Below are 21,055 nucleotides of genomic sequence, written 5' to 3'. Positions count from 1 at the left end.
TTTGTGGATTATAGTCCAGAATAATAATCATATCCCTGTTCTGCCCAATAATCCCTGGGTCTGCTGTTACTGAAAGTCATAGTTCCTATTCTCTTGAGATTTTTAATTCCGTATTTTACTGGAACAATCAATCGGAGTGGAGCTCCATGCGCTAATGTGAGTGGCTTGTCGTTCATCTCATAAGCGAGTAAAGTTTGAGGATGCAGCACGCTTTCCATTTCCAATCCTACATAATATTCTCCATTTGGGGTTTCCAATCCCATATATTGATTTTTGGTCTGCTCATCCAATTTATAATGCAGCAATAAATCACTTAGTTTTACCCCAGCCCAATGTTGTATCTGATCCCAGCCTTCTACACACTTGAAATCGTAAATGATCTCTGTCTTAGGTAGGGATTTGATCTCTTCGAGGCTAATCTTTAACGGTGATTGATTTTTTCTTTTCACATAAAGTACCCAATTTTTGGGATCAAAGTTTGGATCGTCTTCGATACCAATCAGACTATTAACTCTAACCTGGCTTGCAGCTCTGGATTTTGGATAGGTTTTTACCAAATGGTTATTACCAAAAAAATTTCGAAAGAACAACTCTGTTTTATTTAATGCTCTGCGTAAGGGCGCACGGGCTCCTGCTGTAATACCCGGGGTTTCTTCTGGTGCATCAAGCAGCCATTTCCATCCCGTGACTGCCCCGGCACTCAGTGCAAAGAAAGCACTAAAAGAAATGAAATTTCTGCGCTTTATTTTTTGCGCTGTGCTTAACGGTGGTTTCTTTTGATGTGGTGCTTTTGTCACTTTCTTCATTCTTTTTAAGGATTATTATTTCTGGTCTGGGGGATTTTGAGCAGGTTCTTCAATCACTTCAAATCCGGAAATGACTGAACGAAAATTATTCCAGCCGGCAATGATTACCTGAACAATATGAATCATAAAAAAGAGTACATAACCGACTGTAAGTGTGAAATGTAAAATGCGGGCTAAATGATACCCGCCACATAACCAGGTCATCCAATAAAATTGAACCGGTTTATAAATGGCAAGGCCTGTAAATACCGATCCGAATCCCATTAATATAATCGCTGAATAGGCAATTCGCTGTGCGGCATTGTATTTCTTTTGTGGAGGAAGCATCTTTTTGATATGAAGATCATGAAGCAGTACCTGCCATGCCTCTTTAAAGGAATGTTTGTTGGGGAGCAATTCGCGCCAGGTGCCAGAGAAAATCGTATACAGGAAGTAGAGTAACCCATTAATGAAAAAGAACCACATGAATAAGAAATGAAATGCCATGCCTTCGGCAAGCCGTTGAGGGATATGGAAATAATTATAAAACCATTCTGGAAAGAATTTGATCAGGGTAAAGCCGAAGATGGAAATCCCATAAGCATCATTTGCCCAATAGATTAATAATCCGCTCCAGATCATAATCATTAATATAGGGAAATTCACCCAGTGTGTCCATCGCATCAAAAAGGTATGCTTTTCTTTTATTACTTTCATAATTAGCACGTAATAGGATAATTAATAGAAAATATTCTGGTCTGTATTCTTATTTAAATGGCTGATGTTAAATTGTTGATTCTGGATACTGCTGTAATCTCCCCGGTTTTATTGTTTTGTAAAAATGCGATCAGCGTAGCTTTACTTCGATCAGAAGTTTTAGGAAAGTTTATATGGACTGTGCCATTAGTTCTCCCATCCAAATTGATGTTTTCTATTTCAGTAACGATTTGTACATGATTTAGCATCCGTCCTTTATTTTCCCCTTTTAACACAAGGCTACTTGCGTTCGGATTCACCAGGGCAATGAACAAAATGTTGTTTTCTGTATTTTTACTTGTGGAGTACTTCAGGTTCAGTTCTGCGCTGGAAGACTTGATCAGAGAAAGTTCCAGTTTATTTTTAATTGATTTGGATCTGGCTGTCTGTATACTTTTTCGTAAGGTATTCTCTTCTGAACCTGTAAATTCATGACTTCCATTCACCACTATTTGTGGAGTGTAAATTGTGCTTAAGTTCAGCCAATTAGCATACTGACGCTGGCGTGCTGAAAATTTCGGATTGCTAAAGGGATCTCTCCAACCTAGTTTATCCCAATAATCAACGTGATAAGCAAGTATATATATTGGCTGATCTGCCTGTTCTTTTTCTATTTTCGCAATTAAAGCATCAGCTGGTGGACAGCTGGAGCATCCCTCAGAAGTAAATAACTCTACCACGGCAAATCCGCCGGTTTGTCTTGAATTTGGTTGTTTTTTAATTTGTTTTACTTCCGCTTTCAATCCCAGTACTATTGCACCTATTACAATAACTGGTAATAGTATTCTTTTGATCTTCATAGCCTTTTTTGGATTAGTCGTATTAAAAAGGGATTCCTTACATCCAAAAATTTTAATTGATTGATTTCTAGTGTTTTTTCTTATACAAGATAATTATAATTTATTTAAAACTATAGTGCTATCTCCTTTGTTTATCAATTAGTTATGCGGGTTGTTTTTAAATTAAAAAATATAAGACCTGTTGTTGGGTCTCCACTAGAGCACATAACAAAAAATAGAAATATGAAAAATCACATGTTAAAATCAGCAGGCAAGCTGTTCCTTGCCACATTGGTTGCTATTGGTCTTTCTCTACCAGTTTTTGCGACTCCGGCTGCTGCTCAACAGGAGCCAGCCAAAATGAAATCTTCGAAGATGGAGAAAGGTAAGATGTCAAGTGGTAAGATGTCTAAGATGAAAACTGACACTATGAAAAAATCAAAAATGGAAAAAAACAAAATGTCGAAAGATAAAATGTCAAAACCTAAACAATAATCGAGAAAATATGGGCAGGAGAGCCGCTTGGTGCCTGCCTTATTTCTTTAATGTCTTTTACCTTCCATTACTTTGAACAGGTGCAGTACCGCTGGAAAAATAGCATCTATAGTTTCTATAGCCCCTTTTTCTGAACCTGGTAAAGTTAAAACAAGCGTCTTCCCGATTGTACCGGCTAATCCTCTGGAGAGCATGGCATAGGGCATACGTTCCTGCCCATAACGTCTGGCTGTTTCCATGATTCCGTCAATTTGTTTTTCAAGCAAGGGCAGTACCGCATCGGGGGTAACATCTCTTGGAGATAAACCTGTTCCTCCGGTAAAAATCAGTAGTTGTACTTTGCTCGCCAGCAACTTTGTTCTTTTCTGAATGAGATCGAAATCATCTGGAATGACCTCATAATTAGTGGTTTCAATACCAAAATCTTCTAGTCTGGTAACAATTGCTTTACCTGATCGATCTGTTGTTTCTCCTTCGGATATAGAATCTGAACAGACAACAACTGCGGCCTTAAAGATGATTTCATCTTTCTGTAATGTTGTTTTACCACCTGATTTTTTGAGAAGCCTGATAGATTCAATTTCAACTGCTTTATCTATTGGCTTGAGCATATCATAAATAGTTAATGCTGTAACTGAGGCGCCATGCATGGCTTCTACTTCTACGCCGGTTTTGTAAATTGTATGTACTTCTACCATAATAATAATAGATAAACCTTCAATCTGGTAAGTGATAGAACAGAACTCTATGGGCAGGGGGTGGCAATCCGGAATTACATCACTGGTTTTTTTTACGCCTAGTAAACCTGCTGCCCTCGCAAATTCAAATACATCACCTTTGGGTACTTTTCGCTGTTGCATGGCTTCAATGGTCTCTAAGTTTGATACGCGTACTGTTGCCGTAGCAATCGCGATGCGCAAGGTGTTGGATTTACTTGTGATATTAACCATATTATTTATTTTCTTTCCATTGGTGAGTACCGTCTTCAAAAAATTCTTTTCCCCAAATCGGTAATTCTGCTTTCAGGCGTTCCACGATTTCTTCGCAAGCCTCAATTGCGGGTTTTCTATGAGCAGATGAGGTAAAGACAAAGAGGCAGATTTCTCCGGTTTCTATCCTTCCCAGGGATTGGTAAACATGCAGACAAATCAGTGGATATTTTATGAAAATCTCTTCTCTTATTTTTTGCATTTGTATCAAAGCCACCTCTTCATATGCAGTATATTCAATTGCTAAAACCCATTTTCCTGCTATCTCATCTTTTCTTACCTGACCTAAAAAAAGGCTATGCCCACCAATTTCGGTCTTTGTACTATGTTTTGTAATGCTATCTGCAATGAAAGCCGGCGTTATAGCACCATTTATAAATATGTTTTTGATTCCTTTTTCCATCCGAGGTCAGTGCTAAAGAAGTTTTTCCAGCGGAGAATTCCGCCTTTCAAACGCTGTATTTTTTTTGATGATTTGTATCTTCCAAATAAGTATTCTCCAATTGTTTGGGTTTTTCTGCTTTAATATTGTTATCCGCCTGAAAATGGAGGCATAATTGCAACAGTCGCCTTATGCGTAAGCAGCAAATTAGATTGTACCATTTGTCGATCCATGGCCATTTTGTACTTCATCGTTTTCAATTGCGGGTAGTTGGTTTCAAGGTGTAATTTTAGCCCATCGGTATCTTGAATACCATCAAAAGTTATTTTTTTAGCTGGTATAAATTCGGCTATATTTCCGAACGTGATTAATCTGATTTCTATGTTACTCATTGACCTGAAGAATATCGATTTTAATTAACCCTTTCACAAACCTCCTTCCGGTAGCTATATCACTCGTTGTAATTAACGCAATATCGCCTTTCTCCGTTTTTGCAGAATTAGTCTCAAAGGAAGATAATACTAAAATATGGTTTCCTGTTTCCGAATTGAATATTTCATTCCAGGAATAGACCACTTTATAATTGTCCATAGCTGTACAGACGATATAGTATTCGCTGAGTTTTTTAGGGGATTCAGATATAATTTTGACTTTAGAAAGGAGGTCTTTCAGCAGTACACCATTGATGTTTTTGAGACTGCCTTTGCGTTGTTGCAGATGACTATAAATCACCATGCTGTCCAAATGGACAGATTTATAGCTTTTCAGAGAGGCTAAAGTGACGTTAAACGGTTGGGTAACTTTGCCGGCTATGGTAAATTGCAAATGCTCCTGTGCTTTTACCGTAAGGCTCAGGAAAAGTAATATTAAGATGGAATATTTCATATTATGCATGGGTAAAAAGTAATTTATATGCTGCTAGTGCAAGGACAGTTGCCAATACATTTTTTAATATATTTTGTGGAAATTTTAATGCGCCAAAATAAGCACCCAGAATTCCACCAGTAAAAGCCACCATTACATAAGCAATCATATCACTGTTAAAAGTAATGCCCTTGATCAATTGTCCACCTAAACCTGCTACAGAATTGACAAAGATAAATGCGGCACTAATAGCCGCTGTTTGTTTCTGATCGGTCCATTTTAAAAGTACAAGTATAGGGGATAAAATGATGCCCCCGCCAATGCCAATCATTCCGGAGAGTAAGCCTATGATTCCTCCAATGAGAAGAGAAAGCATTAAGTTCGGCTCTTTTAATTCTTTTGGATCTGTATTCCTGAAAAAGAAAAAGCGGATGATGGGAAAAAGTAACAAGGCGCCAAGAATTTTTTTATAAACAACGTTATCCATCACCATAGTTCCTCCAATAAAAGAAAGCGGAATAGAGGTGAGGGCAAAGGGCCAGAAAAATTTCCATTTAAAATGTCCTGCCCTGTAAAACTGAATAAAAGAAACAGAAGAGACAAATAGGTTGAGTAATAAAGCCGTTGGTTTCATGACCATTGGAGAGATGGCAAAAATGGCCATTAGTGCTAAATAACCACTTGCACCGCCATGGCCTACAGCGGCATAGAGAAAGGCAACCATAAATAACAGGCCAAAAAATAATAAAAGTTCTATCTGCATAATTGCCTATTCCGGAAGTAATAAAATAACTACAATTTCATTCTCTTTGAAGTTTTCTTGATGCTCATTTAAACAAATCATACAGTTTGCCTGGGCAAAAGAACTAAGGCGAAAAGATTCCTGAGCATATAGCGGTTTTACCATCCCATCCTGATAAAAACCTTTTAGGAAATGAGTCAGACCGGAAGGTTTTTGATAAGCCTCTGTTAGTGTTGCTTCTGTTTTCTTTAATGGGTAGTCTTTGTTTGCCATTTTAGATAGTGCTGGAAGCACATAATTGTAGAAACAACTCAATACCGAAGAGGGATTACCTGGTAGTCCAAAGATTGGTGTTGAAGTATGCAGGCCAAAATACAGCGGCTTTCCTGGTTTCTGTTTGACTTTATGAAAAATCTTTCTGACTCCAGATTGCGCTGCCGCCAAAGCTACGTAATCGTAATCTCCAACACTTACGCCTCCAGTTAATAGAACAGCGTCACTTTGCTGCAATGCGATAACCAGGGTTTCCTGCAAAATCTTTAAATCATCGGCTGCATACAGAATTTTAATATTGAAAATCCCTGCCTGTGTTAAAGCGGCTTTTAAAGTATAGGAATTGGATTCATAGACCTGCCCGAATTCAAGTGTTTTGCCAGGCGGACAAAATTCTTTTCCTGTAATAATAATAGAAACTTCAGGCATCGGATAAACAACAACTTCGCTGATGCCTATCCCCGCCAGAAAGCCAATGGCCGCAGCATTTAAGAGATGTCCATGCTTTATGGCTAAAGCTGATGCTTTTATTTCGGCGCCGATCGCTCTAACATGAGCCCCTGGTATCAGTTGAGTATCTAGTATGTTTATATCTCCGTCCTGTAGCGTTACTTTTTCTTGCATCACTACAGTGTCTGCACCTTCAGGGAGTGCTGCTCCGGTAAATATTCTGGTAGTTTGGCCTTTGCCGATTTTTAATCTCATTGTTGTACCAGCGGCCATTTCTCCAATAAGCGTTAGTGGATTCAGGCGATCTTCAAAGCGTATCGCATAACCGTCCATCGAAGATTGCTGAAACGCAGGAATGTCGCAAAGCGCGAATACATCTTCTGCTAATATATGGCCGCAACATTCCTGAATAGGAAATTTAGTTGGGCTAAGCGTTTTAATATTTTGGTCAATTAAATTTTTGGCTTCAGATACGCTGATCATATTGATTTTTAATTATCCACCGATACTGATCATACTTCTATTGATGATGGTTTCGGCATTAAGATGTTCGAAATTCTTATTCAGCTGTCCGCCGAGTTCTTTTTCTTTCGCCTGAATAGAGGCTTTGATTAAAGATAAAACATCTTCGCCAGCTCTTAAAGCTGTTAAGAGATCCGTCTCTGTTCTGGAGAACAAACAATTTTTTAACTTACCATCAGCCGTTAAGCGCATTCGGTTGCAGCTACTGCAAAAAGGGGCGGTCATGGTACTTATGATTGCAAAGGAACCTTTATGGCCTGGTATGCTGTAATGTTTTGCAGTGTCATGCAAACTTGCTGTAATAGGTTGAATCGTGTGATGAGGGCTTATAATGTCAAGAATTTCCTGAAGTGAGCAAACTTTATTACTTGTCCAGTGATTTCCGGCAAAAGGCATGAATTCTATAAACCTAACCTGAACAGGAATTTCCTTGGTCCAGGCAATAAAATCAAGAATTTCATTGTCATTTAAACCTTTCATGAGCACTACATTCACCTTTACTTTCATTTGCTGGCTAAGCAATAATTCTATATTGCTTTTGACCTGATGAAAGGCATCCCGACGGGTAATCATCATAAACTTCTCAGCTTGTAAGGTATCGAGGCTAATATTAATATGCTTAATACCGGCAGATAGGAGAACGGGCAGCATTTCCTGGATTCGGGTGCCATTGGTAGTAAGGGTGAGCTCAATTGGTAGCATTCCTAATGCTTTGATGATTTCAGCGGCATCTTTTCGAACTAAAGGTTCACCTCCGGTAAGTCTGATTTTCTTAACGCCTTCTGCTACAAATAGTGTCGCGAGCTGAATGATTTCATCTTTTTGTAACAATCGCGACGCTGGGCTAAAGTCGTAGTTCTCTTCGGGCATACAATAAAAGCAGCGAAAATTGCAATTGTCTGTGAGGGATATGCGCAAATAATCATGTATCCTGCCAAATGAATCTACTATCATGCCTTTTCCGGTTTCAATGTGATGCTATATGTAATTTAATAATAATACTTATAACTAATCATTAAATATTTGCAGGTATGATAATTGTCTGATTTTAAAAGTGATGTAATCGTCCCATTCATAAAGCTCACGTGGCCATGACATAAGCCGCATGCTCAAATAACAACTACAATCTCGCCTTTGTCAGCTTTTGGTTCCGGTATTTCAACTCTTTCCAATGGTTTGTCCACTCCGTTAAACTGCCATGCTTTCATAATATATGATATTTTTAATTGTATTTAAATTTAGTGTTAATTCATATGTGTTCAAAAATAAACAAATGACGTTTTCGATTTTATTGATAATTAAAAAGTTGGCGGCCAATTAGGCCGCTACTTTAAATGACTAGATTTAATTATAAAAGTTATTAAAATAATAATGCTAACGAACAGATTCCATTCCTCCATCTACAGGCACCAGCTGTCCTGAGATGAAATGAGAATCGTCACTTGCTAAAAATACCATTACAGGCCCGAGATCTTTCGTAGGGTCGCCAAACTTGCCCCCTAAAGGTATTGCTACTTTGGTATCCCTATCATGAGATTCAAGGTCTTCGACAGAAAGCGCTTCCCTGAACTTTTCATACATTGGTGTAACCATATAAGGGAGTACTGCATTAACACGAATACCATCAGGGCCCCATTCACGTGCTACAGAGCGCGTCCATGTATGTACGGCCCCTTTTGTCGCACCATACAGCGCATTATTAACTTCCGCAGTCAAACCAGATCTCGAACCAAAATTAATGATACTACCTCCTCCGTTCGCTTTCATGTAATGATAAGCTACTCCATTGGTATTGAAGGTTCCCAATACATTAATTTTGAATAACGCTTCATATAAGTCAGTTGGAATATTATCGAGGGGAGCATGTTTTTGTATGCCAGCTATGTGGGCCAACACATCAAGTTTCCCACCCAGTTTTTGTATTGCTTTTTTGAAAACGCTTTCTACTTCGCTACGGTTAGAAACATCGCAGTGGTAATAAGTTGCAGTGCCAGGGCCCTTTGCATTAGCTTCCTTAGTCACTTTATCTCCAAGTGCATCATTTACATCTAATGAAATAACATCGGCACCCTCAGCTACATATACCCTTACAATTGATTCGGCAATGCCTTGGGCACCGCCTGTTACAATTATTTTTTTACCTTTTAAACGGTCCATAAATTAAATATTTAATTATAAAATCTAATTTACAGCTCCTTTATTTTAAATCATTTATCCATAACTGTACTGTTCTTGTCCATTACTGAAGTCTCAATTACTGAGAAATAATGACCTGTATTGGCTTGGTGACATTCCTGAGTGCTTCTTGAAATATTTGCTGAAAGAATAGATGTCGCTAAAAGATAGTTTTTCGGCGATTTCACTTATATTATAAGTGGAGTAGGAAAGTAGTGATTTTGCTTCACTAAATAGGAAAGCATTGACAAATGCCCCGGGAGTAATACCTAGCTGTTTTTTAACTATTCTGTGCAGGTAACCAGAGCTTACTGAAATCTTATCAGCATAAAACACCACAGCTCTTTCCTGAAGAAAGTGCTCATTTACAAGCGCTTTAAATTCGTTCACCAAAGTTGTTTCCCTAATATTTCCTGAATTAGGAATATTATATATACTATTTCTCAGGTTAACATCGATCTCATTGAATAAAACAGAAATAAGGCTCTTTGCAGAATACTCCCAGGTCTCCCTGTTGATATTGGTCAGCAGATCGAATAATTTAGCAAAGAATGACGCTAATCGGTAGTAGCTGAAAGGAGACAAAACAGTATATGAAGTGAACTGTGTACTTAGAAATGACGGATGACTTTCTTTAGAGATATCTTCTTTAATATAACTGATAAACCTTTTTGTAAATAGAATAAATGCTCCTTGGCTATCGGGTGAAATATCTATAATTCTGACAATTTGATCAGGCTTGTATATTAAAAATGACTGTTTTCCCATTTTGTGAATACGACCATCTACCTCAATGGTAATTCCTCCTTTATTAATAATCCCGCAACAGAAGTAATTAGGTTTTAGGACAAAAGATTCAAACTGATTCGGAATATCGACCAAATAAAAAAAATCATCAGAATGTTGCCAATCAAGTTCCCTGTATCTTATTATGTCCCTTATAGAGTAACTGTTCATCTGTAAATTTGGTATGTATTATAGTCATTTGAAGTCTAACCAAATAATAAGCTTTCCTCTCATTTAAAAGAAATAGTTCTATTACAGGTATTCAACATCCTAATTCATAAATTTCCTTCGCCTTTATGAACAGCAGTTTTTCGAAAGTTCAATATAAGAATTATCGGAAGTAACTGTGCTTATTTGAGCCGAATTACTACTTTTCCTTTTGCTCTTCCACTTTCCACATATTCCAATGCACTGTTGGTTTGTTCAAAAGGAAAAACCTTATCGATTACCGGCTTGATAACACCAACTTCAATAAGTTTGGTAATCTCTTGTAATTGTTCGCCATCAGCATGCATAAATAGGAAGGAGTAATCTATATCCAGTTTTTTAGCTTTCTTGCGAATACCTAAACTTACAAGTGTTAATATTATTTTTACAAACCAAGGTGCTCTAATTTCCTTAGCAAATGTAGGTGTAGGTGGCCCCGAAATGGAAATGATTTTACCACCCGGTTTTAAGATGTTCAGCGATTTTTTTAATGTTTTTGTATCCTGACTGTTCAGAACGACATCGTAATCTTTTAAAATGGCTTCGAAATCTTGCGTTTTATAATCAATTAAAACATCCGCACCAAGACTTTTCAGCAGGTCAAAGCTTTTTTCACTGGCCGTAGTGGCAATGGTTGCTCCAAGATATTTTGCTAATTGTAATGCAATAGTTCCTACGCCACCAGAACCTGCCTGGATGAAAATTTTCTGATTTTTTTTAAGGTTGGCTTTTTCGACCAAAGCCTGCCATACCGTTAAAGCTACTAAGGGAATAGCGGCAGCTTCTTCCATGGAAAGATTCTTCGGTTTGAATGCTACATCATTTTCATTGATGGCAATGAATTCCGCAAAGGTTCCTATGTGATGATCGGCGGGACGGGAATATACTTCGTCTCCGATTTTAAATTTCTTCACGTTTTTTCCAACCTGAATGACCGTTCCAGCTACATCGTGCCCCAAAATAAGTGGCATCTTGTAAGGAAGTATCAACTTAAATTCTCCCGTTTTAATTTTCGAGTCGAGAAGATTAACCCCAGACGCGTGGATTTCTATTAAAACCTCACTATCGCCAGCTTTTGGAATGGGCACCTCTGCTAATTGGAGGCTTCCTTTGGTGTACTTATTTATTAAAAATGATCTCATTTTCTATATGTTATTTAATAATGGGGCCATAACCTATTTTACGTGGAAAAAATTAGATACTATTAAAATATCTATTATAACATAACAAGTTTTATAATCTTAAAATATCATCTGATTTCTTAGGGTTAACAAGTTTGAAGGCCAGCTTAGGAAAAATACGATTGATTTGATAGAGTACTTTTGCGTCCCCTATACGAATCGCATATTGATCTTTCTCCAATCCACGTATCAGCCCTTTTACCAATGTTTCTGGACTTATTTTTTTACCATCCCGGTCAGCAACCATATCTGTATCCACAACTGGTGGCAATAATTCAAATATTTTCACATGGCTATTTATAATTCTTAAATGCTCTCTAAGTGATCTGGTGTAAAAAGCCAATGCGACTTTGGAAGCAGAGTAAGTGGCTTCCAGTAATGAGGGCAGCGTACTCAGTATAGATGTTGTATTGATAAGTGCAGATTCTTTCCTGGATTTTAACATTTCCAAAAAGAGATTATTTAAACGAATGACACCAAAATAATTTACCTCCATTTCATAAACTGCTCCTTTCAAGTGCTTATCATTTGCAACACCTAAATTTATTGGCGGAACTCCGACACCTGCATTGTTATATAATATATCAATTCCACCCAAAGCTGTCACTTGTCTAAAAAGAGATTCTGCATCTGTAGCATTTGCTACGTCACTTTGTATGGCAACAATTTGGGGATGTGCTTTTTTTGCTGCATCCAATTTTTCCTGATTTCTACCGGTGATGATTACATTTGCACCAAGTGCCAAAAATTGTTTTGCAGCTTCCAGACCTATTCCAGATGCTCCGCCTGTTATCAGGATCGTTTTGTTTTTTAAATTCATGTTTGACTTATATAAGTCTTTGAAAGAAATTTATTTTGCTGCGATTTTTGCTGCTACCTCTTCTAATAAGGTATGAATTAGTTTGGTTTCACCCACTGGTACTTCAAATTGGTTGTTTTCCAAAGCAGTGAACAATTCGTCTGCAACTTCTGATGGAGAAATGCCATTTGCGCCGCCAATTTCTGCCGAAAATTCCGTGTTTACCAAGGGTGGGTAGACTTCATAAATATTCAATTTCTCATTTTCAGAAAATGTATCCCTCAATCCCTGCGTATAGCTGTGTATGGCTGCTTTACTGGCTGAATAGGTTGGTAAATATTTGTTGCCACGGTAAACTGCAATGGAAGAAACGTTGACTACTGCCGCTTCTTCCTGTTGTAATAATTGAGGTAATACCATGGAAGTAAAGTCAATTACGCTGATGTAATTGGTGTTCATTTCCTGATAAGCTTTGTCCGCTGCATTATTTGTGCTATCGCTCAAATCGTTCATAAAAGCTGCACCGGCATTGTTTATGACAATATTTAGGTTTGGGTAGTTAGTTTTTAGCTCCGATGCTATACGATCTCTGTCTTTTTTTACAGACAAATCACCCTGAATGGCAACAGCATTATCCAATTCTTTCAGGGCATTTTGGAGTCTTTCTTCACTGCGTCCGTTAATTATAATTTTGTTCCCTCTAGTACTTAATTTTTTAGCAAATGCTAAACCTATTCCAGCGCTTCCACCAGTTATGAATATTGTATTTCCTGTTGTTTTCATTTTCTTTTTTTTAATTTTAAAATATTAAGGAGGTGTTAGTTGTTCAAAGTAGGATAGTCCGTATATCCTTTCTCACCAGGAGTATAGAATGTGTCCTGGTCAGGCGTATTTAATAAAGCATCGGTTTTGAAACGTGCTACCAAATCAGGGTTAGCCAAAAAAGGAACACCAAAAGAAACCAAATCTGCATCGCCATCTTCGATCACTTTTGTAGCTGTTTCTTTATTGAAACCCCGATTGATAATGATGGTGCCGTTGTAAATTTTCCGGAAATGTTTGGCTACTTCCTGAACTGCATTCTCATTGTCAGATACATCGGTAAAAGGCTCAATTAAATGCACATATGCTAAGCCATAATCGTTTAATTTATTCATGATATAGTTGTACAAAGTAATGGTTTCATCATCGACCAAAATTCCCATAATGCCGTTTAGAGAAGGATTTAGTCGAACACCCACCTTGTTGATGTCTACCGTTTGTTTTAATTCATCCAGAATATCAAATAAAATACGCGCACGATTTTCTACCGAACCACCGTATTCATCGTTACGTAAATTGCTGTTTTTGCTGAAAAATTGTTGCAATAAGTAACCATTTGCACCATGTAATTCCACGCCGTCAAAATCTGCTTGAAAAGCATTTAAAGCACTTTGTTTAAAATCGTTGACAGTTCTTTTAATGTCTTCGGCGGTCATTGCTTGTGGCTCTTCTGAAGGTTTGAAACCTTCCGCTGTGAACACCTGCTGCGCTGGGTTTACATTCGATGGCGCTAAAGGTTTTTTTCCTTCGTGCAAATCTGGGTGCGAATAAGCGCCGGTATGCCAAAGTTGTGCGAAGATAACGCCACCTTCTTTGTGTACTGCTGCTGTGGATAATTTCCAACCTTCTATCTGCGCAGCAGTATAGATACCCGGAACATTCACTACCCCAATTCCTTCTTCACTCACATAAGTACCTTCGGTAATAATTAAACCTGCAGTAGCACGCTGTTGATAATATCTTGCAGTGAGGTCTGTTGCCAATTTTCCCTCGTTTGCTGAACGGCTTCTCGTCATTGGCGCCATTACCATTCTGTTGTTTAGTTCAAATCCGTTAAGTTCATATGAACTGAATAAAATCTCTTTACTCATATTGTTTTGATATTAAAAAATGATTATTGATAATTTAGTTTTTAAGGAAATTGTAAATGCTGTTTCTTTCATTTTATCTAAGTGTCCATTTAAATATACTTTTTAGTCTATTATGTATCAAAAAAATCAACTTGCATACTGATCCAGTTCTGCTTTTAAATTTTTGATTAGGGAGTGCATAGGTTTAATGGTATCCATAGTTCTGCACATTACAATACTTCCTTCAATAGCTGCAACCAATTTAAAAGCATAAATAGCCGGTTCTAGCCTGGATGAAAACTCTCCATCTTCAATTCCTTTTTTTAAAGTGTTTACCAGTCCTTCTTGACCCATTCGAAATAAAGCTGCTACTTTTTGTTTAATAATCGGGAAATTGTCATCGGCTTCTACAGCGGTATTGAATAGAGGACATCCCCCTGAAACATATGTATCTATAGGGTCTTTGTAGAAATCCATAAAAGCAAATACTTTTGCTCTTGCGGTTTTTCCTTTGGAAACAGCTAGATAAACCTTATCGGTAACCTGCTTTAACATCCTATCAATTACCTGTTCAGATAGATCATCTTTATTTTCAAAATGACCGTATAAACAACCTTTGGTCAGCTTGGTTGCTGCCAGGATATCATCTATACTAACTCCGGAAATACCTTTCTCGTTATAGAGCGGTGCCGCCGTTTCCAGTATAAATTGTTTTGTTCTTTCAGATTTTGTCAACATAGTGTTCTTGATTACTTAGCAAATATACTAAAAAGTTTATTTAATAAATAAATATAAATTGTTTTATATAAAAGTCTATGCTGCAAAATTGTATCTATTACAACAATTACACCTGCTAAATAGGTCGTCAGAGTTTGGTCTTGCCAGGGTTTTAGTTTACAGTTATGTCTGGTGGATATTTCTATTTTAAACTATATTCTATGATTTTATTGAGATGTGACTTCTTACTTTTTCGAATAAAACTGTGTCAAAAATTCTTTTGCTGATGTTGGCTTTCTGCCCAACAAATTTTCTAAATCTGTTTTTTCAGACGAGAATTCCCCTTGCTTGATTGCCTCTGCTGTTCCTGACAACATCCTAACAAATTCTGCCGGTACATCAGCTTTTGATAAAGCGTCTGCATAAACTTCTGGAGTTGGACTTATATAATTTACTGGTTTACCTGTTACGTTACCTATAATTTCAGCAACTTCACGCATAGAAATGTTTTCAGTATTGCTGATGAAATATGTTTTATTATCGTGCCCTTCGCTGGTTAATACATTGGCTACTGCCTCTGCCATATCCCGGCGTGAAGCAAAGGCAGACTTTGTTTCTCCTGCCGGAAAGAATACGCCTGTCTGTGAAAAGTTCTCTCCAACAAAAAATGGCAAAGCATCCAGATACATATTGTTTCTAAAAATGGTATAAGATATTCCGCTTGCTTTAATCAAATTCTCAGTATAAAGATGCGATTCTGCAAGAAATGCAACCGGCGAAGTCTCAGTATCATTTTTACGCTCAAAACTAGTGTAGTAAATACGCTTTACGCCAATCTGCTTGGCTGCTCTGATCACACTTTCCTGTTGTTTTGAACGGTTGACCACGTCGGTGCCCGAAATTAAGAAAAGCTTATCGACATCTTTAAATGCGGTGACCAAAGAAATGTAGTCGTCATAGTCTCCAATTTTTAAGGTTACGCCTTTTGCTTTCAAATCCTGTGCTTTGGCTTCCTCTCTAACTAATGCGGAAATTTGGTTTGCTTGAATACCCTTTTCCAATAGCGAATCGATTGTTGCTTTTCCTAAATGTCCTGTTGCTCCCGTTACTAAAATCATTGTTTCCTGTTTTTTTATTTAAAAATTATATTGATTACACAAAAGTAAACTATGTTTGCTATACAAAAGGTAGTGGTATACCAAAGTATAGCGCTATACTTTGGTATACCATCAATGTAAAATGCAATTGGAAAATGGAAAAAATATTTAGTATAAAGGATGCAAAATCTTGTCCGACTCAGTTTATACTTGCTGTAAATGATACACTGAATGTGATTAGCGGTAAATGGAAATTACCCATAATAGGCTCTTTACTCTTTGATAAAAGAAGGTTCACAGAAATCCAGCGAAATATTCCAAAAATTACCCCAAGAATGCTGAGCAAAGAATTGAAGGATTTGGAAATGAATGGAATAGTGATTCGTAAGGTTTATGACACAACGCCTGTGTCTGTAGAATATGAATTGTCAAATTCAGGCAAATCCATTGCAGACGTATTAGATAAAATGTTAGAATGGGGTATTAAACATAGAGAGTCAACCATTTCTAGATCTTAGTTTTTTAGTTCGCTTTTTTTGATCAGTGAACTGGTAAACAGTAAAAAGTATCTGACTTAAAGTAAATTGTCTACGTTGTAAATGAAATTCAAAGGTGTTTTTGTATTAGTATTGAAGTAAATATACCTTTTCAAATTATCACCTGTAATTATTATTATTATCCAGATGGCAGAACAACTATTTAATTTACCACAATTTCTGAAATACCTCGAATTTTCGGGAATAAAAGATGACGACATTCACATTGTCAGTTTTGAGTTGGAGGAACACGGAAGACTGAAATCGGACTTAGTAAGTATCGATTTTTACATATTTGCACTAAAACCACCTATCCATAAGGATCTGGTGTACCAAATTCCTTTGGAAGACCAGGCGAGCTCCTATATGTTTGTTAATTCCCCAAATAGTTCTCAGAGCTGGGATATAGAGCCACCATCATCCGGTTATGTGATATGCGTTAGCGAAATGTTCATAAAGAAAATTGTGAAGGACTATAGCTTCTTTCACTATACCACAGTTCTTGAAGCTATTTTTCTTATGCCTGAAGAAGAGGTGTTACTTTGGAACCTTTATAAAAATGTATATGAAGAATTCAGAAAGACTAAGTTCAACAGGCAAATTCTTCTGTCATACATTTCGTTGATCTTAAGTTACACCCAGACCTTTTACGATAGACAGTTTCAGAGCCGTAGTAACCTTTATAATAAGGTAATTGCTGATTTTAATCAAAATATGATAGCTTACTTTTCCCATGACACATTTGTTACCGGGCTTCCATCTGTAGCTTACTTTGCACAGCTCTCTTTTTTATCACCCAATTATTTTGGTGATCTGGTTAAGCATTTATCTGGTAAATCTCCAATAGAACACATTCATAACTATGTAGTAGAGCTTGCTAAAGAAAGATTATTGAAAACAAAGCTTTCTATTAGTGAAATTTCTTATGGACTGGGGTTTGACTATCCCAATTATTTTGCTCGTTTCTTCCGTAAACGTACAGGTTTTTCTCCAAAGTCCTATCGGGATCAATAATGAACTGCCAGTTAAGAAAACAGGGCATCAACCAGTAAAATGTATCCTATTTAAAGTAATCTGTCTACGTTATTTAGGATTGACCGGATTAATTTTGTAGTAATAGATACGATGAAATTATGAAACAGAAAGTTAGGTTTAAACGTGATGAGCTTACGTTAGTGGGTAACCTTTTCACTCCAGATAACCTGAACGAAGATGGCCAATATAAAGCTATAATCGTTCAAGGATCATTTACATCCGTAAAAGAGCAAATGCCAGCAAGCTACGCGGAGAAGTTTTCCGGGCAAGGATTTGTTGTGCTTGCATTTGATTACAGTCACTATGGTGAAAGTCAAGGTTCACCTCGCCAATATGAATCTTATATAGAGAAAACCAGCGATCTGAAGGCGGCTGTTTCTTATCTAACCGGCCTACCATATGTACAGGGTGTAACTATGGTGGGCATATGCACTTCAGCTGGAAATACGGCTTACCTGGCCGGCGCAGATCTGCGCATCAAGGCAATTGCAACAGTTGCCGCATTTCTGCCTACTCCGGAATTATTTAATATGATGTATCAGGCAGATGGGATTGCGAAACGAATTGAAGCCGGAGATGAAGCCAAATGTAAATTTGAAAAAAATGATGAAGAAACCCTTATAGCTGCCTATAGTGAAACGGATCCTAACGCAGTAAATTATATGGACCGAAAAGGTGCCTTTGACTATTACCTGAACGAAGAACGTGGCAATGTTCCCAATTACACAAATGGTTTTAACGTAACGGCCTGGGAAACGATGCTCGCCTTTGATCCGATTACCCATGCGTCACAAATAGAAGTTCCTGCTATGGTCGTACATTCAGATGAGTCCGCATTTCCAGACAATGCCAGGGAGTTTTACAGGAGATTGAAAGGACCTAAAGAATTGGTGTGGGCAGACGGAAACCACTATGACTATTATGATAGTGACGAACAGATTGATAACGCCGTAAAAAACGTTGGCCGTTTTTTTAATGAACACGTAAAATAGATTATCAGGTTTTCGTAGCCAGGCTTAACATACAATGCTAGGTTCTACCATCCTGCAATCTTAATTATTTAGATAAAATTGTAACGCTGCATGAGCGCATCCGAGGAAAAACCATCATCATAACCGGTGCCGAGATTGGATTTGGTATTTCATCAGCTGAAGACAAGTGAAGAAATAACCAAAATTCTACCGGCCGTAAGTCTGTTAACAATAGTTGCAGATGTATCTTTGGAAGATGTGGCTAAATATTATGTGGAGCAAACAATGAAGATGTTTGGGCGAATATTAACGGCACAATAAATGCTGGAAAAACACATAGACCCAAATAAATATGATAAAAAAGCTTATTCCTGTCATTCTTTTGATATTCATGTTTTCGGTGGCCACGGCGCAACCTTTTTTGCTCAAATCAACTAATGCGGCGAAGTCTTTTCACCTGGACATATACTATGGAACTGAAGGGAAAGGTGCATTTATAAAGTATCGTGGACAGCAAGGGATCATATCCTTAAAACTAAAAAGCCGGGTCAGTCAGGGTGAAAAAGGGCAACCAAAGATTATCTACGTATGGGACGAAGTTATTAAAGGAAAAGTAACCGGAACATATGGGCTTACTCAGGAGACGGGCAAAATTTCTGAGGTATGGTATAGAAACAACGATAAAAAAACATTTCAGCTGGAACATGTACCGGATCAAGAGGAGTATGCAGGAATCGGCAAATACCTGCTGCATGGCGTACTGATTTCCTTTCATCACACTTCTGCTGAACTGCTCACTTTTAATTATTCTGACGGCAGTATAAAAAATAGCCAGCTACCAGGCTTCGACCATCCGGATCCACAGCGGCAGGGTACCATTGCCGATTATAATTTCGATGGTTATGACGACCTGGCATTCTCTATTCCAGACGCCGGAATGGGTGTATACCGGACTTTTAGTGTTTACCTTTATAACCCGTCCACCAAACGATTTGACCTACTTCCCGAACCAAATGCTTCCAGGGCGAAATGTTCGGGACTTTGTGAGGTAACATTGGATAAAAAAAATAAGTTGTTCATCACCGCATGCCGTGGTGCAGCAACCTGGTGGAAAGATGTTTACAAACTCTCTCCTTATAACACCCTGATATGGGTGAGTTCATCGAAAATATTGAACTGATTATAAAACCATCCAGGGTAGTACGTCGTTCTGTTTATATTGATCGAACTAATTAGACAGTTCGATCAGCGTGCCACAGGTTGTCCATAGACTACAAAGCAAGCCGAACAACAGGCAATACAAAAATATATCGATCTCCTTTCTCAATTTAATCCAGAATACCACCACAAACATCAGCGGGCATGTGGCCATAAAAATGAACATAATAGTAGCCAGCGTCTCAAAAAAATCCGGTCTGAAATCCATTAACAATATCCGGATTCCGGCATGTAAAAGCCAGACGAAAAATGGAGAGAGGAAGCAAAATAGCCACTTCCAAACCCTCTTGAATATAAGTTGTTCAGGAAATGTGCTTCGATAGTTCCTAACCAACAATACGATTATACCAACTACAAATAAAATCAGGATTCCAATCTGGATGTATTTATTCCCGATGGTGTCTGCACGGGTATTAATCCTGTTGGCCGAAATAAGCTTTTCATGATCAAATTGTTTAACACTGGTTCGTTCCCCATTGACAAATGTTTGTATCACCACCTTGTTACTACTACTGTCTTTGATAGTCCAAGTGGAGTCTTCCAATCCCATTTTGTAAAATCCCTCTATGAGGAGTTTACCATTTTTTGTTCTGCTGAACCTACCGTCCAGACGCCCACCATTGAACCTTAATGAGTCCTTACCCTGTACTGTACTGATGCTTAGCGTAGTAACCTTGCCAGGGGGAATCAAGCTTGCACTGTCTGCGATTTGAGCTAAAACATCCTTATCAAGTTCTTTAATTGAACGATTCTTGTTATAATCATCGTCCTTAACGGGTTTAGCGATATATACCTGATTGACCTTAATGACGAGCAACGAATCCTTTTTGTAAAAATTAAAGTCGTAATTTAAGGTAGTATCCGGGGTAGCAGCAGATCTCAAAAGCACATACTCCGGCTGATCAAAACCCTGGACATACCTTTGCTGACTGGTGGCACAGAATGAAAAAATAGTAACAGCCCCGATAAATAAGGCGCTTAACCGAGTGATTAAGGAATTACTCAGAGATATGTTCGGATCGCCTTTTATATGGAACCAGCCAAGCAACAATATGGGTAAAGCAATAAGATCGGTAGGATCTACAGTCCGCTGAATGCTGAATATGGTATTTAGCAGTTCAATAAATCCAGAAGCAAATTCGCTTTTCCAGAATATAAACAGTATTCCGCTTAGGATAAATACCCATAACTTTTGTTTGGGAAATACAGCCGACCAGAAAATCGGAAAAATAAATAGTCCACAGAAATCGGAAAGTTTGCCTGTAAGCACGTTATGGAAAGTTGCTTTCAGAATGAAGTCGTTAACAATTAATAGCACGAGGCAGAAAATGAAAAACGGCGACAATAGAATCTTTATACGGTCAGACATGATTATTGAAGTTTCTATTAATACAAATAATGTAG

24 protein-coding genes are annotated in these 21,055 nt (G+C 37.8%); 5 read left to right on the top strand and 19 right to left on the bottom strand.

What is annotated here, in order from left to right; genetic code table 11:
- Nucleotides 1-8: 8 nt before the first annotated feature.
- From ABIB30_RS16570 to ABIB30_RS16560, 3 genes are read right to left on the bottom strand one after another with little or no spacing between them, the layout of a single operon-like run.
- Entirely contained in the window at nt 9-806 is a 798-nt protein-coding gene (locus ABIB30_RS16570; protein WP_354303883.1) for a molybdopterin-dependent oxidoreductase, read from the bottom strand.
- Between the two features lie 15 nt (nt 807-821).
- On the bottom strand, nt 822-1,502 hold the full coding sequence (locus ABIB30_RS16565; RefSeq protein WP_354303881.1) for a cytochrome b/b6 domain-containing protein: 681 nt from the start codon (nt 1,500-1,502) through the stop codon (nt 822-824).
- A gap of 53 nt (nt 1,503-1,555) precedes the next feature.
- Entirely contained in the window at nt 1,556-2,341 is a 786-nt protein-coding gene (locus tag ABIB30_RS16560) for a DUF1223 domain-containing protein (protein WP_354303879.1), read from the bottom strand.
- 222 nt (nt 2,342-2,563) lie between these two features.
- Here ABIB30_RS16560 and ABIB30_RS16555 point away from each other — a divergent pair, with 222 nt between their 5' ends.
- A complete protein-coding gene (locus ABIB30_RS16555; protein WP_354303877.1) occupies nt 2,564-2,815 on the top strand; it encodes a hypothetical protein in 252 nt (83 codons plus the stop codon).
- A 47-nt stretch (nt 2,816-2,862) separates the two neighbouring features.
- Here ABIB30_RS16555 and moaCB read toward each other — a convergent pair whose 3' ends face one another.
- The 15 genes from moaCB to ABIB30_RS16480 form a co-directional block, all read right to left on the bottom strand.
- On the bottom strand, nt 2,863-3,804 hold the full coding sequence (gene moaCB, locus ABIB30_RS16550) for a bifunctional molybdenum cofactor biosynthesis protein MoaC/MoaB (protein ID WP_354303875.1): 942 nt from the start codon (nt 3,802-3,804) through the stop codon (nt 2,863-2,865).
- The gene (locus tag ABIB30_RS16545; protein ID WP_354303873.1) at nt 3,767-4,207 is read right to left on the bottom strand and encodes a molybdenum cofactor biosynthesis protein MoaE; all 441 of its coding nucleotides are present in this window, start codon (nt 4,205-4,207) and stop codon (nt 3,767-3,769) included. The genes moaCB and ABIB30_RS16545 overlap by 38 nt, the downstream gene beginning before the upstream one ends.
- A gap of 128 nt (nt 4,208-4,335) precedes the next feature.
- The gene (locus ABIB30_RS16540; RefSeq protein ID WP_354303871.1) at nt 4,336-4,578 is read right to left on the bottom strand and encodes a MoaD/ThiS family protein; all 243 of its coding nucleotides are present in this window, start codon (nt 4,576-4,578) and stop codon (nt 4,336-4,338) included.
- Complete coding sequence (locus ABIB30_RS16535; protein ID WP_354303869.1) at nt 4,571-5,071, bottom strand: molybdopterin-binding protein; 501 nt, start codon at nt 5,069-5,071, stop codon at nt 4,571-4,573. Before ABIB30_RS16535 ends, ABIB30_RS16540 begins: the two co-directional genes overlap by 8 nt.
- Before the next feature lies 1 nt (nt 5,072).
- Nucleotides 5,073-5,813 carry a sulfite exporter TauE/SafE family protein gene (locus ABIB30_RS16530; RefSeq protein ID WP_354303867.1) on the bottom strand — a complete coding sequence of 247 codons (741 nt, stop codon included), beginning with the start codon at nt 5,811-5,813 and terminating at the stop codon, nt 5,073-5,075.
- Nucleotides 5,814-5,819: 6 nt separating this feature from the next.
- Nucleotides 5,820-6,998, bottom strand: coding sequence for a molybdopterin molybdotransferase MoeA (locus ABIB30_RS16525; RefSeq protein WP_354303865.1), 1,179 nt, complete (start codon nt 6,996-6,998; stop codon nt 5,820-5,822).
- 12 nt (nt 6,999-7,010) lie between these two features.
- Nucleotides 7,011-7,991, bottom strand: a complete 981-nt coding sequence (gene moaA, locus ABIB30_RS16520) for a GTP 3',8-cyclase MoaA (RefSeq protein WP_354303863.1) — start codon at nt 7,989-7,991, stop codon at nt 7,011-7,013.
- Nucleotides 7,992-8,411: 420 nt separating this feature from the next.
- Entirely contained in the window at nt 8,412-9,194 is a 783-nt protein-coding gene (locus tag ABIB30_RS16515; protein ID WP_354303861.1) for an SDR family NAD(P)-dependent oxidoreductase, read from the bottom strand.
- Nucleotides 9,195-9,287: 93 nt separating this feature from the next.
- Nucleotides 9,288-10,169, bottom strand: a complete 882-nt coding sequence (locus ABIB30_RS16510; RefSeq protein WP_354303859.1) for a helix-turn-helix domain-containing protein — start codon at nt 10,167-10,169, stop codon at nt 9,288-9,290.
- A 179-nt stretch (nt 10,170-10,348) separates the two neighbouring features.
- Nucleotides 10,349-11,347 carry an NADP-dependent oxidoreductase gene (locus ABIB30_RS16505; protein ID WP_354303857.1) on the bottom strand — a complete coding sequence of 333 codons (999 nt, stop codon included), beginning with the start codon at nt 11,345-11,347 and terminating at the stop codon, nt 10,349-10,351.
- A gap of 91 nt (nt 11,348-11,438) precedes the next feature.
- A complete protein-coding gene (locus ABIB30_RS16500; protein WP_354303855.1) occupies nt 11,439-12,206 on the bottom strand; it encodes an SDR family oxidoreductase in 768 nt (255 codons plus the stop codon).
- Between the two features lie 30 nt (nt 12,207-12,236).
- On the bottom strand, nt 12,237-12,968 hold the full coding sequence (locus ABIB30_RS16495) for an SDR family oxidoreductase (RefSeq protein ID WP_354303853.1): 732 nt from the start codon (nt 12,966-12,968) through the stop codon (nt 12,237-12,239).
- Nucleotides 12,969-13,003: 35 nt separating this feature from the next.
- Nucleotides 13,004-14,098 carry an alkene reductase gene (locus ABIB30_RS16490; RefSeq protein ID WP_354303851.1) on the bottom strand — a complete coding sequence of 365 codons (1,095 nt, stop codon included), beginning with the start codon at nt 14,096-14,098 and terminating at the stop codon, nt 13,004-13,006.
- A 126-nt stretch (nt 14,099-14,224) separates the two neighbouring features.
- Complete coding sequence (locus ABIB30_RS16485) at nt 14,225-14,815, bottom strand: TetR/AcrR family transcriptional regulator (protein WP_354303849.1); 591 nt, start codon at nt 14,813-14,815, stop codon at nt 14,225-14,227.
- Nucleotides 14,816-15,039: 224 nt separating this feature from the next.
- Nucleotides 15,040-15,912: an SDR family oxidoreductase gene (locus ABIB30_RS16480; RefSeq protein ID WP_354303847.1), complete on the bottom strand. Its 873-nt coding sequence runs from the start codon at nt 15,910-15,912 to the stop codon at nt 15,040-15,042.
- A 134-nt stretch (nt 15,913-16,046) separates the two neighbouring features.
- Between ABIB30_RS16480 and ABIB30_RS16475 the strand changes: the two genes are divergently transcribed.
- From ABIB30_RS16475 to ABIB30_RS16460, 4 genes are all read left to right on the top strand, one after another.
- Nucleotides 16,047-16,409: a winged helix-turn-helix transcriptional regulator gene (locus ABIB30_RS16475; protein ID WP_354303845.1), complete on the top strand. Its 363-nt coding sequence runs from the start codon at nt 16,047-16,049 to the stop codon at nt 16,407-16,409.
- A gap of 165 nt (nt 16,410-16,574) precedes the next feature.
- The gene (locus tag ABIB30_RS16470) at nt 16,575-17,441 is read left to right on the top strand and encodes a helix-turn-helix domain-containing protein (RefSeq protein WP_354303843.1); all 867 of its coding nucleotides are present in this window, start codon (nt 16,575-16,577) and stop codon (nt 17,439-17,441) included.
- 119 nt (nt 17,442-17,560) lie between these two features.
- Nucleotides 17,561-18,454 carry an alpha/beta hydrolase gene (locus ABIB30_RS16465; protein ID WP_354303841.1) on the top strand — a complete coding sequence of 298 codons (894 nt, stop codon included), beginning with the start codon at nt 17,561-17,563 and terminating at the stop codon, nt 18,452-18,454.
- A 331-nt stretch (nt 18,455-18,785) separates the two neighbouring features.
- Nucleotides 18,786-19,613 carry an XAC2610-related protein gene (locus tag ABIB30_RS16460; protein WP_354303839.1) on the top strand — a complete coding sequence of 276 codons (828 nt, stop codon included), beginning with the start codon at nt 18,786-18,788 and terminating at the stop codon, nt 19,611-19,613.
- Nucleotides 19,614-19,661: 48 nt separating this feature from the next.
- Here ABIB30_RS16460 and ABIB30_RS16455 read toward each other — a convergent pair whose 3' ends face one another.
- The gene (locus ABIB30_RS16455) at nt 19,662-21,020 is read right to left on the bottom strand and encodes a toxin-antitoxin system YwqK family antitoxin (RefSeq protein ID WP_354303837.1); all 1,359 of its coding nucleotides are present in this window, start codon (nt 21,018-21,020) and stop codon (nt 19,662-19,664) included.
- Between the last annotated feature and the right edge of the window lie 35 nt (nt 21,021-21,055).

Source organism: Pedobacter sp. UYP1, from assembly GCF_040547305.1.
GTDB lineage: Bacteria > Bacteroidota > Bacteroidia > Sphingobacteriales > Sphingobacteriaceae > Pedobacter.
Note: the sequence above shows the minus strand (reverse complement) of the source record. Positions and strands in the feature narration are given on the sequence as shown.